We start from the raw sequence: 14,151 nt of genomic DNA, 5'->3' as shown, positions 1-14,151 counted from the left end.
ACCTTGACCTGCTGAGCCAGTCCCCGCCGGGAGGTCGCCCATTATTCTGGATCTCCGCAGCGGAATTCTTTTGAGCGGTTCACATAGTTGTCTTCCATAAACTTAAGGAAATTTTTGCTCACTCCATATTCTTCCACGGCATTGAAGGCTTCATTATCATTATTGTGCATAAAAACCGCGCATCCTTGGGCGTTTATTGAGTATTCCATAGTCAAGACGCGCCTCCAATTGCCAACCGGAAATCGCCCGAGTTGATTGACAGCAGTGTCATCGAAGAATATAAATGTATAATTACTTATGGCATGCCCTTGAGAAAAAGCTAATGAGGGGAGCGGAGGCTGTGGTATGCAGTACGAAGAGACAAAAAGAAATTGCAGAGGCGGCAATGAAAATAATAAGCACCTCGGGCCTCCAGGGGCGATAGCTGGTAATGAGAGATACGCCGGAAAATCTGTTTATCACACTTTTCTATGGAAAGATAGAGGCGGAGAAAAAAACTCTGTTCTATGTCAATGGGGGCAATCCCCCGCTGATGCTGATAAGAGGAAGCTCGCCAATAGAGGAACCGCATCATCACGGCTGAGAGCCGCCTGGTGCCATTGTTGATCGGTTAAGCGAGGCTCAATGCCCGATTATGATTAGGATCAATGAGCTCATGAATATGGAAGTTATTAATGTAATCCCAAGACAGAAGAAAATTTGCTTATCTGATTACCGATGCTAAGCTCGGAGAATTGGTAAATATATATTTACAATATAATTAATAAATTTGACAAAATATTGCATAATATGCTAAAATATAAATAAGTAATTTTTTTGCCATGGCACTCTGCCGGCAATCAAAAACTTTCCGGCAGAGAGTACATAGACGGAACAGCATTTGCTTCTTTCCTGTATTCTTGGATAATCTGCCAGTCACCTATTGAAAGGCATCCTGTAATTTCAGCGGAGAAATTAGAAGGGAGGCTTCAATGAATCTTTACAGCGGGGACGAGTCCATCATTGATTTGCTTGGAGAGGAGATAAGGTGCAGTAAAAGAAAAGCCAGGGAATACAGAAAATGCATCGCACTTTTCCGCGCCCGGTTAGCGGCGACTCCTGAGCTGCTGAAAGAGGAAAGGCAGAGGAAGGTCACAATACTCCACTGGGCAGTCAAGGAAAATTTCACCGATGTCGCGGAATTGCTCATCTCCCGGGGAGCAGATGTCAATGCTCTTACAATAAACGGTGTTTCCCCCCTTCATTGGGCCTGCGAGGGAAATTCCCTCGAGATGGTTGACCTGCTGATTCGTAAAGGGGCCAGGCTCAACGCAAGGGACAGGTGCGGCAGGACTCCTCTTTATCGTGCTCTCAGGCGCAGCAGAAAAAGAATTGCAGCGTTTCTCATCATGAAAGGCGCAGTAATCAACAGGGGAGATTTGTCTGTCGCTTCCGTCATTGATGTGCCCAAAAGAGAGCTCCTCCATGCGTATCATGGATAGGGGTCATCAGCGCAGAGGCATTCCCCGGGGCCGCGGCCATAAGGGATCAAGCTCAAAGGGAGCAAGGAGGAAGCCATGAAGGACAGCGGCAAGACGAAAAAGCGGCTCATCGAGGAGCTTGAGGAACTGCGCAAAGAGCTTGTCCGGCTCAGGGCAACACGGCAGCAGCCAGGAATGGCCATTGATGAGGAATTCATCATCAATCTCATGCATTTTGCCCCCCTGTCCATGTACATCACCTCTTCAGATAACCGCTATCTGGTGGTGAACAGGGAGTGGGAAAAGAGGACGGGGGTCGCGAAAGAGGAGGCTCTCGGGAAGAAGATTGACCAATTGTTCCCGCCCCCGGTGGCGGGGCGGATTATCTGTGTCAATAACAAAGTGAAAAATAAAGGGGTTCCTCAGAGCCAGGAGCTCTCTATTGACGGTGACGGAGGGAAGAAATATTATCTCACGGTGAAGTTCCCTCTTCGCAGTGACTCCGGACGGGTAAAAGCGGTGGGAACGATATCGCTGGATATTACCGACCGCAAACTGGAAGAAAAGGCGCTGAAAGAGAGGGAAAACGCTTTCCGGAGGCTGCTGGAAAGCCTGCAGGAAGGCATCATAATCACTGACGGGCGGGGCGTTATACTATTTGTGAACGCAGGAATGGCAGAAATGATTGGATATACGATAGAGGAGCTGACAGGGAAAGACCTGGCTGTAATCATTGCCCGTCAGGAAGTTGATGTATGCTGGCCTGGCAGCAGATGCGGCAGCAGGGAATCGGGAGAGCGTCAATATGTGGAGTTTATCAAGAAGGATGGGGGCTTGGTGCATGCAATAGTCAATGCTTCTCCGGTGCTCGATGAAGAGGGCGCCTGTCGTGGGCTGATTGCAGGGGTGCTCGATTTCACCGAGCGCAGGAAACTGGAGAAGGAAAGGGAGGATCTTATCACCGATCTTAAGATGGCTCTTGCCGAGATTAAGACTTTGAGCGGCATCCTTCCCATCTGCATGCACTGCAAGAAGATTCATAATGACAACGGCTCATGGGAGAGACTTGAGCAGTATATCTGCAGGCGCACCGATGCGGAATTCAGCCATGGCATCTGCCCTGAATGCGCGGAAAGCCTGTATCCTGAAATTTTTGCGCGGAGAAAATCTGGCTGAGCAAAAAGTCCATTCCTGATAGTATGCAGAGGTATGGAGGTAAAGGTGAATTCCTTGGAGCCATTGAGCAGTGCAAAAATGATCATGCTGTGAAGGATGCTTTGAACAAGCATATCATTTTTGCATTGCTTTTTGCTGTTCTGGCGCTCTTGCTGATGATGAAGGGAGCTCCTGCGCAGGAACAAAGCCCTGCCGCTTCACCCGGCTCAGTGCCTGAGCCATCTCTTTCTCCCATGGCCTCTCCTGCCGCTTCTGCTTCAGCCTCTCCTGCAGTCACTTCTTCGGCTCTCCCTGCAGCTTCACCTTCGTTGCCTCTGGCTGAGTCCGCAGGCCCTGCTCCCGGGAAATTCTCCCTGTTCTCCCTTCTTGAGAATATTTTCACTCCGACAATCCCTTTCATCCCGGCAGCCAGCAGCAAGATATCTTCCTTTGAAAGGCGCCGCCTCATCAACAGGCGCCTTGACATGGTGAAAACGCTCATGAACAGTGAAGAAGTCATCCTTTCTGTTGACAATGTGGGAGGGATTACGGTAATCCGCGCCGGCGACATCATTGTCATGACCGTGATAGACGAAGACCTCCCCGAGTATAACCTGAGTCACATTTCTGCAAAGGAGCGCCGCGAACTTGAGCAGGAGTTTGCGGAGAAAGCCCTCAAGGGTTTCAACGCATCGCTGAAAAGATACCGGAAGATGAGCGAGCCCGGCTATCTCCATGCCGCTGCCGCTATCGCCGCCGTGCTCATTGCCATCGCTACCATTATCAACTTCCTTCTGCGCAGGTTTTTCCCCCGGACATACCTCAGGTGGTTTGTCAGATTTGGCATCTGGATCTTTACCGCCATAATAGTCCTGCTTCTCTTTCCCTTCACGCGGGGAGCCGCTTTCCTTGCCGTTGACATTGTTATAATGCCCATCTTAATTCTCTGGGGAGTGATTGCCGGGGCCTGCCTCATTGATCCTCTCCTCCAGTTCATAGCCGCAAAGGATATTGAGGGGCTTCGCTCGCTGGGAAGATTCCGCGGCGCCAGGGAGAAGCAGCGAGTCGAGACTCTCCTTGAAGCCGCGCGCTATGTCATAAGGAGCCTGGTGATCCTGATGGCGATCATAATATATCTCAAGATTCTCAAGGTCAATACTACGGCCATCGCGGCTTTCGCGGGGGCGATTGGTGTCATCCTGAGCTTTGTCGGCCAGGATTTTTTGCGCGACACTATATCGGGGTTTATCATAGTGCTGGAAGACCAGTTCGGCGTAGGGGACATCATTGAGAGCAACCGCTATGGAGGCATTGTTGAGAGCTTCAGCCTGCGCTCCACGCGCCTGCGCGACATCAAGGGCGCCCTTTGCACGGTTCCCAACTCGCTGCTCCGCGAAGTCCGCAATCTCTCCCATAATTTCGCCCAGGTAGATTTCAAGGTCCAGGTCTCCTACCGTGCAGATATTGACCTGGCTCTCAGGGTCCTCAAGGAAGAGGCAGACCTGCTCCGGGAATCGGCTTCAGGTGATATAATTGAGGAGCCCGAGCTTGCAGGTGTTGACAGGCTGGGAGAAAGCAGCGTGGAGCTCCGCATGTTTCTCAGGACCCGGCCCAAAATGCAATGGTATATAGAGAGGGAGCTCAACAGGAGAATCAAGCAGCGTTTTGACAGGGAGGGAATCGAGATACCCTTCAACCAGCTCGACCTCTGGATCCGCCAGGGCGCTCCACTGCCATGCAGTGAGGGACAGCGGGAGCAAACGCATGTTGTCAGCGCTCAGAAGCTGAAATAGGCTTATCTGTTTACAGCAGCGGTCTTTTTGCTATACTAAAATAACATAATAAAATGGCAATAGATAAAATGCATATTATTTCCGGGGGGGGAGCGCGAAATCCAGGAATACGCCGACTTAGAGGGAACCGTGGCCCTTGCAGAGGCTTTAACGGCCAAGTGCTATAATGTCTCCTGGATGAACAGGGCACAGGTCACCGGGGTCCTGAGCGAAATTGAGAGCCTTCTCGGGCCCGTGAGCTTTATCAGACCTCCACGACCCTGGTTTTATGGCGCACCCTCTCCAGGAGCGGTCCCAGGTACTTTTCGGTAAGGGAGCCCATGACAAGAATCTCATCGGCGTGCCTGAACTGCTGAAAGACCTCATCTCTCGCCTCCTCTGCGGTGAGCGTGGGCTTCCTGATGAGAGGGGGTATGAGGTGAACGACGGGGAGAGAACCTTGATGACTACCAGAGCATCTGTACTATTATTAAGGCGCTGCCTCCTGCCGTTGCAGGAAATGACCTCCTTTGATGGAATTGACTGCAGATGATAGCCACTGCCATTATCCTGTTTTTCCCTTTCATGGAGGACTGAAAGGCCACGGCAGGTCTTGCGCTTCAGGCAGGATAAGCGGTTCTCTATGGTGAAATCCTTGGAGAGCCCTTTCACAGTGAATTTTCAGGAGAACGTGATGCCATGCCTGAGCCAAAAATGATAGTCTCAGCCCTCATTTTTATCGTCACTTTCACCCTTATCATGTCGGAGAAGGTGCACCGCACGACGGCGGCCATGCTGGGAGCTTCAGCGATGGTGCTTGCCGGCACCTGGATGGGATTTTATAATGCCGAGGAAGCCTTTAAAGCCGTGGACCTCGAGACAATAGGCCTCTTGATGGGAATGATGATCATACTTGCCATGCTCGAGCGGACGGGCTTTTTTGAGTACGTGGCCATCTTTGCCGCCCTCAGGAGCAAGGGCAATCCCGTGGTCCTGCTTGTCGCCCTCGGCACCACCACCACGGTGCTCTCGATGTTTCTGGACAACGTGACGACGGTGGTCCTCATAGGGCCCGTGACAATCCTGATCTGCAGGATGCTGGGAATCAGCCCGGTGCCTTTCCTCATGGCGGAAGCGCTCCTCTCCGACACCGGCGGGGTGGCAACCCTCGTGGGTGATCCTCCTAACATCATGATAGGCTCGGCATCGGGCCTCACTTTCATGGACTTCATCATTCACCTGGCCCCTCAGGTTCTCGTTGCCTGGATTATCGCCCTCGTAGTCCTGATGATAGTCTTCAGGAAAACGCTGAGAAAAAAGCCGAAGGGCCTTGACGCGCTGATGCACATGGATGTGGCTTCCGTGCTCAAGGACAGGGTGAATGCCCGCCGCCTCATGATTGTGCTCGGCGCCGTCATCGTGCTCTTTTTCCTGCACAGTGCCATTCATCTCAAGCCTTCAGTCGTCGCCCTGATGGGGGCTGCCGCGGCGCTGCTGTGGGTGAGGCCCAGGGTGGAGGAGATTTTCACGCAGGTCGAGCTCGCCGTGCTGGTCTTTTTCGCCGCTCTTTTCGTCACCGTGGGGGGACTCGAGCACAGCGGGATCCTCACGGTGCTTGCTAAGAGCATCGTGGGCCTTGCAAAATCAAACTGCCTTCACTGCTGCATCTTCCTGATATGGGCTTCGGCCGTCGCCTCGGCCCTGGTGGACAACATCCCCTTCACCATGGCGATGATCCCCGTCATTCAGTATCTTGAGACCCAGGGGGTGATGGTGACACCCCTGTGGTGGGCACTGGCACTTGGAGTGGGCTTCGGCGGGAACGGCACGCCCATAGGCTCTACTGCGAACGTCGTGATAGTAAGCCTTTCTGAAAAGACAAGCACCCCGATTACCACCAGGATATGGCTGAAAAGCGGGCTCGTCGTGATGCTCGCCACGTGTATGGCGGCCACGCTCACCTTCATCCTGTTTTTCAACTTCATGAAATACTAGTCATCATCCTGCGGAGAGGAGCTTTCCTTCTCGGAGAGCTCTGCACTGGACTTGATCCAGTGCAGGAAGGCCACGCCGAGGTCCACCGTCGAGACGAGGCCCTTGAGGAAGCCCTTGTCTGCGATAAGAAGGTCATAGATATTATGGCGGGACATGATATTGACGGCGCTGAACACGGTGCACTCCGTTGAGACGGTGACGGGATTTCTTTCCATCACCCCGGCGACTTGTCTGCTCATCAGGGCCTGGCGCTCTCTGGAGGGGAGCTCCATCGCCCCGAAATCCTCTATATGATCAATATTCATTTTCAGGTCAAAGAAATCGGGAAGAAACTGCTTCAGGATCCTCTTCATCGTCACGAGCCCCAGGAGCCTCCCGTCGGCGGCCACGACGGGAAGAGTGCCCACCCGTTTCTCGACAAGAAGGTTGATGGCCTCCTCGATGGTGGTCTCGCCTGCCACCGTGACAAGCTCCGTTTTCATCCAGTCCGCTATCTTCATAGACTGACCTCCGCAGATTCAAAGATTTTGTGCAGACTCCCCCTTAATTGTACGTCCTTCAGGGCCAAAAGACAAGGAGCTCAAGCTTCTCCTGCGGTATCCTGCCTTTCGTCATCTTCTGCGAGCGGAAGGCCGCGACTCACTTCCTCTTCGGCGTCCAGGGGGGCCTCACCGCCGATTTCTGCAGTCTCTGAGCCCTGCTCAATTTTCCTGTCAATTTCTTTCCTGAGAGAGGTGAAGGTCTCCTCCGAGATGAGGCCTTTCATGAAAGCGTCTTCTACTGCAGTGCGCTCGGCGCGGGCAAGTGCGATGAGTATGTCATCATGGCGCGAATATGCCACACCGGGGTGTTTTTCCAGGTAGCTGGTCATCTCCTCTCTGAGCCGTGAAGACTTGTTTTCCAGGATGGTGAAAAGCTTTTCATAAAAATCATGAGGTATCTGCCCCGTGGAGTTCATCTCCTGGAGGCTTCCGTGTGCTGCTGAAAGGGCCATCCTGCGCCCGATGAGGAACTCGAAATCACTCTCATGCTCGTCCTTTTTCGCGAGCCCCAGGCGGGCAATGAGGGGCTTTATGGTAAGGCCGTTCAGCAGAATTGAAACGGCGACCACTCCGAAGATCAGAGTGACGAATTCCTTCTGGACAGGAATGCCACCGCCTGCAGCGGGGAGTGTGACGCCCAGCGCGAGCGCGACGGGAATTGAGCCCCGAAGGCCCGACCAGCCTATCACGAGCTGCCATGAGAAGGGCATCGGTCTTCCAGTGGCTTTGAGAAGGAGGCCCATAAGGAACACGAAGATCAGCCGGCCAATCAATATTATCATGAATATGAGGGCGATTTTCCCGGCATAATGGCCGAGAGCGGCGCTTTCCATCGCGATGCCCATCAGAAGAAAGAGGAGAGAATTGGCGATAAAGGCCATGACCTGCCAGAACGAGGAGAGGACGAGCCTCGTGCTCGGCGACATGGAAAAGACGCGGCCGTAGTTTCCTACTATCAGGCCTGCAGCCACGACGGCCATTACGCCGGAAAAGTGGAGCCTCTCCGCGAGGATATAGGCGCCGAAGGCGAGGATGACTGATATCATCACCTCAATGAGGTGATCGTCGATATATTTCATGATCCGGTAGACGGCGTAGCCCAGCACAATACCTACCGCGAGGCCCCCCGCCACCTCTGAGACAAAAAGCAGCAAAGCTTTCGACGCGGCGACGTTTTCACCGGCCACAAAGCGGGAGAAGATCAGGAAGAGCACGACGCCCAGGCCGTCATTGAAGCATGACTCACCTTCCACCATGAGGGAGAGGCGTTTTGAGACACCGAGCTCCTTGAAGAGGGCAAGCACGCTTATAGGGTCGGTGGGCGAGAGAATGGCCCCGAGGAAGAGGGATATGGTCCAGGAGTAACCCAGGAAATAATGGGCCCCCGCCCCGATGGCCAGCACCGAGAGGAACGTGACGGGAAAGGCAAGCAGCAGCACTTCCCGCCATTTTTCCCTGAGGATCTCGAGATCCATCGAGAGAGTGCCTTCAAAGAGGAGGGGCGGGAGAAAGAGGAGCAGTATCACGTCGGTGGAGAGGGAAAAGGGGAGGAGAAGGTGGTTGACGCCTATGGCAATGCCGATGAGCACAAGCGCCACCGTGTAGGGGACCCTGATTTTCTTCGTGATGAGCGCCACCACCGTGGCGACGATGAGGAGCTCGACGATCCTCTCGATGCTGAGCTCCATATCAAAGCTGCCGCCGTGGCTCATGGCTGCTCCTTTCCCGCTCCGCTGCCGGGCACTGCCGGAACCCCGCCACCGGGCACACTCCTGGCATCTTCATTGTTCAAATCCGGTGAGAGCCTGCTTTCATCGAAAAGATAGACATACCCCGATGAGGAGGTGTCGGTCCCCACCGTCGAGCGGATGACCAGGTCGAGCCGGGGGGTGATTGACTTTCTCAGGCCTTTTTCGATGATTTTCACATCAAGGGGGCGGAAGTTCACCGGCGTTTTCACCGACGCGAGTACGACAAGGCGCTTATCTTTTTCCCTGTAGCGCACCTCTATGAGCATTGACCCTTTTACCTGCCTGCCGATCTCTTTTGTTATCTCAAGCTGCAGGCGCTTATAAAAGGCAAGGGCATCGCCGGTGAGGGGCTTCACTTCCTTCTTCTCCTCATAGAGGAAGCGCTGTGAGTCTGCATTGCGGGTCATAAGGGAACGCACCATAAGGTGGACCGGCTTTTTAAGGCTTTCACCGAGGGACTGCTCCATTTCCTTCACCTGGGAAGGAGCAATCACCGCGGGGGTATCGACGGCGGCAATAACGGTCAGGTCTCCGTTTTCCGCATCGACCCGCACCTCGTCGAGCTGGGCGCCGGAGACTTTCTTCAGGCTCTCTTCAAGGATCTGCGAGGTCTGTGTAAGAAGGAGGGTCTGCTCCGAGGTTCTTGCCAGGCGCTCCCGCTCCTTTTCATCGATGAAGACAATCCCGCTCCTGTCGGCATCCTTGGAGATAAGGGACCTCACGATGAGATTGACGGAAGGATTCACCACTTTGCGGAGCCGGCTCTCAAAGCGCGCCACCTGGGACGGCTTGAATTCCTGCGGCGTCAGTACGGTGGCGATCACTTCCATGGCCGCGCCGCGCTTCCTGATGGTGGTCTGAGATAACTGGGCGCCCAGTGAGGAATGGATTTCCGCCGAGAGCACCGACTCGATTTTCCGTGAAAGCTTCCTTTCCTCAATCAGACCCGCAAGGGTTCCGGTCATGAAAATTGCTGCAATGGCGAGCGCTATGAAGCTTATAGCAAAACGCTTCAAGAAGCGCAATATGTTATAAGGTTCATGGGGCTTCGCCTCCGACATGCCGAAGAAGGTGAATACTATGGCCGCCGCCAGCTCGATGGCAAGAAGGTTGGCAAGGAAGAGGAGAAATGCGCCGAAGGACCACTCGTAGCGGCCAGCGGCGAGGCAGAGGCCGCATGTGGCGAGGGGAGGGACGAGGGCCGTGGCTATGGCCACTCCCGGAAGGGCCGGGCTTATCTTTTCATCCACCAGCGCATAAGCGCCAGCCAGGCCCGATGCAAGGGCGATGATAATATCATATAGTGTCGGCTGGGTCCTTGCCATGATCTCCGAGCCGAAATCCAGGCGGAGAGGAAGAAGACCGATGAGCATCCCCACCAGCGTTGCAAGGATCAGGCCGAACAGTTCGGCGGCGAGGGCTTTCCTGAGGAGCTTTCCATCACCGGTTGAGAGGCCCAGGGCTATGCCGAATATGGGCCCCATCAGCGGTGCCACGAGCATCGCGCCTATGACCACCGCGGTGCTGTTGGAGAGGAGTCCATAGGCCGCAATGGTCGTTGAGAGAATCACCATTATATAAAATGAAGCCCTTGGAGTGGAGATATCATCTATATTCCCGTATATCTCCTGCTGGCGTTTCTGTGAGATTCTGAGGTGTTTCACGATGGAGTGCCTTCTGTAAGTGTGTGCAATAGTATATGTTCTGTGCTTATTTAATTTGTTTTTTATATCCATAATCCTTCCCCGGCTTCTCTCCGCTTCCCGGTGGTTTTCATTTTTCGATTAAAGGCAGCGCTCCTGCTCCTGCTGAGAGAAATCTCGATAGCTTGGCTCTTTGCTCAATTTCTGCTATAATTCTTCTGACTCTCACAGGACAGCTATACCTGCTGCCTGCCCATTCATTCCAGATTTCTTTATAGAGGTGATGAAAGTGGAAGAAAGATGGCAAGAACATTACAGGGAGCAGACAGAGAGGGAGGAATATATCAGGTGGCTCGAGCTGAACTCGATGCTGTACCAGGCGGAAATACTCGCGAGAAGCTATCTCAGAACGGAAAAGAAATGGCAGAGGCCCTATGCCCTGCCGAATCCCCGCGCGGTGGTCTCAAAGGCCCCCGCATGGTTCACTGCCTACCCGGCTTCGATGATAACGGCAAAGGGTGAATCAATACTCAGGACACTCGCCGATGACAGATTGTGGGACTGCCTGAGGGAAATCGGCATCAAGGCGCTCCACACCGGCCCTACAAAAAGGGCGGGAGGTCTCAGCGGGAGGCACTACACCCCCTCCATAGACGGGAGCTTTGACAGGATCAGCTACGATGTCGCCCCAGACTTTGGTTCCGATATAGACTATCTTGAAATGGTGCATGTGGCGAAGAATCACGGCGCAATAATAATCGGCGACGTGATTCCCGGCCATACCGGCAAAGGTGCTGATTTTCTTCTCGCAGAGCGGAATTTCAGCGATTACCCGGGCATCTATCACATGGTAATGATAGGACCTGAAGACTGGAATCTTCTCCCTCCCGTGCCTGCCGGGGCTGACTCGGCAAACCTTTCGCAGGAGCAGGTGCAGAAACTGAAAGAGAAGGGATACATAATAGGGGAGCTCACCAGGATCATATTTTATGAGCCGGGAATCAAGGAGTCCAACTGGAGCGCCACCGCCGTGGTGACCGGCCAGGGAGGGGAAAAATTCCGCTGGGTATATCTCCATTACTTCAAGGAGGGGCAGCCTACCCTCAACTGGCTTGACCCGAGCTTTGCAGCCCAGAGGCTTCTCATAGGCGACATCATCGACTCCATGAGAGTGCTTGGCGACAGCGGCCTCAGGCTTGACGCGAACGGGTTTCTTGGTATCGAGGTGAACCCTATGACAGGGAAGGCCTGGTCTGAAGGCCACCCCCTCTCCGTGACGGCAAACGGCATTATCGCGATGATGGTGAGAAAGCTGGGCGGCTTTACCTTTCAGGAGCTGAACCTGACGCTTGAGGACCTTAAGGCAATGACAATTACAGGCCCCGACCTGTCCTATGATTTTATCACAAGGCCGGCATATCATCACGCCCTTGCAGCCGGCAACGTGGAATTTCTCCGCCTCATGATGCGCCTCATGCACCAATATCAGATTGATCCTGCAGCGCTTGTCCACGCCCTCCAGAATCACGACGAGCTCACTCTCGAGCTTATCCATTTCAATACCGCCCACGCGGAAGAGCTTTTCAGATACCGGGGAAAGAAGCTCAGAGGAGCCGACCTGAGAGCCGCCGTTCACCGCGAAATGTTTTCACGTTATGCGGGAGGCGGAATCTCCTATAACGTGGCTCATCCGAACGGAATAGTGAGCACAAATGCCACATTGTGCGCCGCGGTGCTTGGCATAAGAGATGTGTACCGGACGACTCCTTCCGAATGCGAGGGGATCAAGAGGCTTCACCTGCTTCTTGCCATGTTCAACGCATTCCAGCCTGGAGTCTTTGCCCTCTCGGGCTGGGATCTTGTCGGAGCTCTCACTCTCAGGCCCGAAGAAGCAGCAGAGCTTCTCGCGGACGGCGATACGCGATGGCTCAACAGGGGAGCCTATGACCTCATGGAGGTAAATCCCCATGCGACCCATTCAGGAGCAGGTATCGCCAGGGCGGTCTCTCTCTATGGCTCTCTGCCGCAGCAGTTGAAGTCACCGGATTCTTTCCTGCGGAAACTCCAGCACATGCTTGCCGTAAGGGAAGAATACAGGATCCCCGAGTCAAAGCAGACTGCAATCCCTCCCACAAGATCCAGAGGACTTATCGCAATGGTGCATGAGCTCCCGTCAAATCGAGGGATTCTTGTGACCGTGCTCAACTTCAGCTCCAGGAGTGTTGAAGACACCATCAGGCTCAAAGAGAACTCCCACTTCACGGTGACCGACATCCTCGAGCGGAAGACCATTGGTTCTACCCGGGGGCAGCTTTGCCTTTCACTTGCTCCCTTTGAAGGGAAAGCGCTTCTCCTTGACTGAGAGGCCCCTTACTTTACCCCGTGAGATTCCGGGGAGACCTCCACTACCCTGGTTTTATGGCGCACTTTGCCAAGGAGCGGGCCCAGGTAGCTTTCGGTAAGGTGCCCCACGATGATTATTTCATCGGCATACCTGAAGTGCTGTTCCACCTGCGCGAGCTGAAAATCGACCCACGGGAACATCGGTGACCACCCGTGCATATCATGGGGCCCTGCGTGGAGCACGGAAGAGGCTCCGTACTGGAGTATATCGGGAGTGGGCACGAGGTTCCCGAAGTCAAGCTCCATATGGTGGGTCTGTCCTTCTGCAGACGAGAGCCAGAGGCTCTCAAGGGCGAGATAGGGCAGCGAGATGAAAAAAGGATAAAGATGCCTTTCAGTCTTCATTATTTTTTTTGCCGCCTCGATTTCCGCGGTCCTGTTAAGACTCACCAGGAGCCTGGTGCGGATCCTGAGAGGATGATGCTTCGCTTTTCTTATGAGCCGTGCCGCTTGTTGTGCGCCATCGAGATTTCCATTGTGGAGGGCTTTTACTTTTGCAATCCAGGTCTCCCTCCCGGGGGATCTCTCCATGAGAGTTTTTACTTTGCCTACAAGGTCTGCGGAGAAATAAGGATAATAGGGGAGCACCTCCAGGATCTGCGGATCTATCCATCTGTTGAGGAAGCCCTCATGCCTGCCGATGCACACCACGGGAGTGCCGAGCGAAAACGCTTCCAGAATCTGCAGGTATCCTTTTTTGCACACAAGAAGATCGCTGGCGAGCAGCAGGTGGCGGATTGGCTCTTCCTGGAGCACAGGCGTGCAGATGACATTTCCCTGGCGCTCTATTCTCTCTGACGCCGCGATCACAATGCAGGTGAGGCTGCTGTTGCGCTCAGTGAGTGCGTGGAAGAGGCGGTCAAGAATCTCCCTCACGTCGTCCTTGTAGCCGCTTGCAAGGAGGAGGCGGTGGTCTTCCGGTATCCCGTATTCCCGGAAGATGGCTTTCCTGGCATCCTCAGCCGTAAGCGAGGGCTTCTTGATAAGAGGGGGGATCAGGTGGACTCTGGGGAGCTTCCTTTCCCAGAGGCAGCTCAGCCCGTTCCATAGGAAGAGATCGGCATACTCCATCACCGAACGGTACACCATCTCCCGGTGCTGGTCTCTATGGTAAATATTCTCTACCACGACCGTAGGAATGCCCTGTTGTTTCGCCGCAAGGAATAGGAGCGCCTGGTAAGGGCGGTTTGTCGGTATGTCGGTAAACACCACGGCTTCCGTTCCCCCGGGGAAGCGCACCGATGAAAGGCGGGATACACTGTCGAAGGGTGCGTCGATGACCCGGTATCCCGCCTGTTCAAGCCATTCCGCATCGCCGGAGTTGAGAAATACTATCTCTTTATCCTTGAGATGCTCGGCAATTCTCACCCCCCTTGCCTGGACTCCGCGCATTCCTGCAAAGGAATAAGTGACAAAGGTATACATTTCTC

Annotated in this window: 10 protein-coding genes; 5 read left to right on the top strand and 5 right to left on the bottom strand. The window is 54.0% G+C overall.

Going from position 1 to position 14,151, the window contains the following annotated elements:
• Positions 1-41: 41 nt before the first annotated feature.
• On the bottom strand, positions 42-209 hold the full coding sequence (locus RDV48_24670) for a hypothetical protein (protein ID MDQ7826020.1): 168 nt from the start codon (positions 207-209) through the stop codon (positions 42-44).
• Positions 210-971: 762 nt separating this feature from the next.
• Here RDV48_24670 and RDV48_24665 point away from each other — a divergent pair.
• The 4 genes from RDV48_24665 to RDV48_24650 all read left to right on the top strand — a co-directional run bounded on the left by RDV48_24665 (position 972) and on the right by RDV48_24650 (position 6,382).
• Entirely contained in the window at positions 972-1,481 is a 510-nt protein-coding gene (locus RDV48_24665) for an ankyrin repeat domain-containing protein (GenBank protein ID MDQ7826019.1), read from the top strand.
• Between the two features lie 75 nt (positions 1,482-1,556).
• Positions 1,557-2,636: a PAS domain-containing protein gene (locus RDV48_24660; protein MDQ7826018.1), complete on the top strand. Its 1,080-nt coding sequence runs from the start codon at positions 1,557-1,559 to the stop codon at positions 2,634-2,636.
• Between the two features lie 101 nt (positions 2,637-2,737).
• The gene (locus tag RDV48_24655; GenBank protein MDQ7826017.1) at positions 2,738-4,408 is read left to right on the top strand and encodes a mechanosensitive ion channel family protein; all 1,671 of its coding nucleotides are present in this window, start codon (positions 2,738-2,740) and stop codon (positions 4,406-4,408) included.
• Between the two features lie 678 nt (positions 4,409-5,086).
• Positions 5,087-6,382: an ArsB/NhaD family transporter gene (locus RDV48_24650; protein MDQ7826016.1), complete on the top strand. Its 1,296-nt coding sequence runs from the start codon at positions 5,087-5,089 to the stop codon at positions 6,380-6,382.
• Here the strand turns inward: RDV48_24650 and RDV48_24645 are convergent.
• The 3 genes from RDV48_24645 to RDV48_24635 form a co-directional block, all read right to left on the bottom strand.
• Positions 6,379-6,882, bottom strand: coding sequence for a CBS domain-containing protein (locus tag RDV48_24645; GenBank protein MDQ7826015.1), 504 nt, complete (start codon positions 6,880-6,882; stop codon positions 6,379-6,381). The genes RDV48_24650 and RDV48_24645 overlap by 4 nt on opposite strands.
• 80 nt (positions 6,883-6,962) lie before the next feature.
• Complete coding sequence (locus tag RDV48_24640; protein MDQ7826014.1) at positions 6,963-8,636, bottom strand: Na+/H+ antiporter; 1,674 nt, start codon at positions 8,634-8,636, stop codon at positions 6,963-6,965.
• Positions 8,633-10,339 carry a TIGR00341 family protein gene (locus tag RDV48_24635; protein MDQ7826013.1) on the bottom strand — a complete coding sequence of 569 codons (1,707 nt, stop codon included), beginning with the start codon at positions 10,337-10,339 and terminating at the stop codon, positions 8,633-8,635. Before RDV48_24635 ends, RDV48_24640 begins: the two co-directional genes overlap by 4 nt.
• A 268-nt stretch (positions 10,340-10,607) precedes the next feature.
• Here RDV48_24635 and treS point away from each other — a divergent pair, with 268 nt between their 5' ends.
• The gene (gene treS, locus RDV48_24630; GenBank protein ID MDQ7826012.1) at positions 10,608-12,680 is read left to right on the top strand and encodes a maltose alpha-D-glucosyltransferase; all 2,073 of its coding nucleotides are present in this window, start codon (positions 10,608-10,610) and stop codon (positions 12,678-12,680) included.
• An 8-nt stretch (positions 12,681-12,688) separates the two neighbouring features.
• Here the strand turns inward: treS and RDV48_24625 are convergent, their stop codons facing one another.
• On the bottom strand, positions 12,689-14,146 hold the full coding sequence (locus RDV48_24625; GenBank protein ID MDQ7826011.1) for a hypothetical protein: 1,458 nt from the start codon (positions 14,144-14,146) through the stop codon (positions 12,689-12,691).
• Between the last annotated feature and the right edge of the window lie 5 nt (positions 14,147-14,151).

This window comes from Candidatus Eremiobacterota bacterium, from assembly GCA_031082125.1.
In the GTDB taxonomy this organism is placed as follows: Bacteria; Vulcanimicrobiota; CADAWZ01; order CADAWZ01; family Ess09-12; genus Ess09-12.
Note: the sequence above shows the minus strand (reverse complement) of the source record. Positions and strands in the feature narration are given on the sequence as shown.

What these genes read in the sequence shown, in the direction of transcription:
- RDV48_24670 (MDQ7826020.1), bottom strand. Translation starts at nt 209, where the DNA reads ATGGAATACTCAATAAACGCCCAAGGATGCGCGGTTTTTATGCACAAT.
- RDV48_24665 (MDQ7826019.1), top strand. Translation starts at nt 972, where the DNA reads ATGAATCTTTACAGCGGGGACGAGTCCATCATTGATTTGCTTGGAGAG.
- RDV48_24660 (MDQ7826018.1), top strand. Translation starts at nt 1,557, where the DNA reads ATGAAGGACAGCGGCAAGACGAAAAAGCGGCTCATCGAGGAGCTTGAG.
- RDV48_24650 (MDQ7826016.1), top strand. Translation starts at nt 5,087, where the DNA reads ATGCCTGAGCCAAAAATGATAGTCTCAGCCCTCATTTTTATCGTCACT.
- RDV48_24645 (MDQ7826015.1), bottom strand. Translation starts at nt 6,882, where the DNA reads ATGAAGATAGCGGACTGGATGAAAACGGAGCTTGTCACGGTGGCAGGC.
- RDV48_24640 (MDQ7826014.1), bottom strand. Translation starts at nt 8,636, where the DNA reads ATGAGCCACGGCGGCAGCTTTGATATGGAGCTCAGCATCGAGAGGATC.
- RDV48_24625 (MDQ7826011.1), bottom strand. Translation starts at nt 14,146, where the DNA reads ATGTATACCTTTGTCACTTATTCCTTTGCAGGAATGCGCGGAGTCCAG.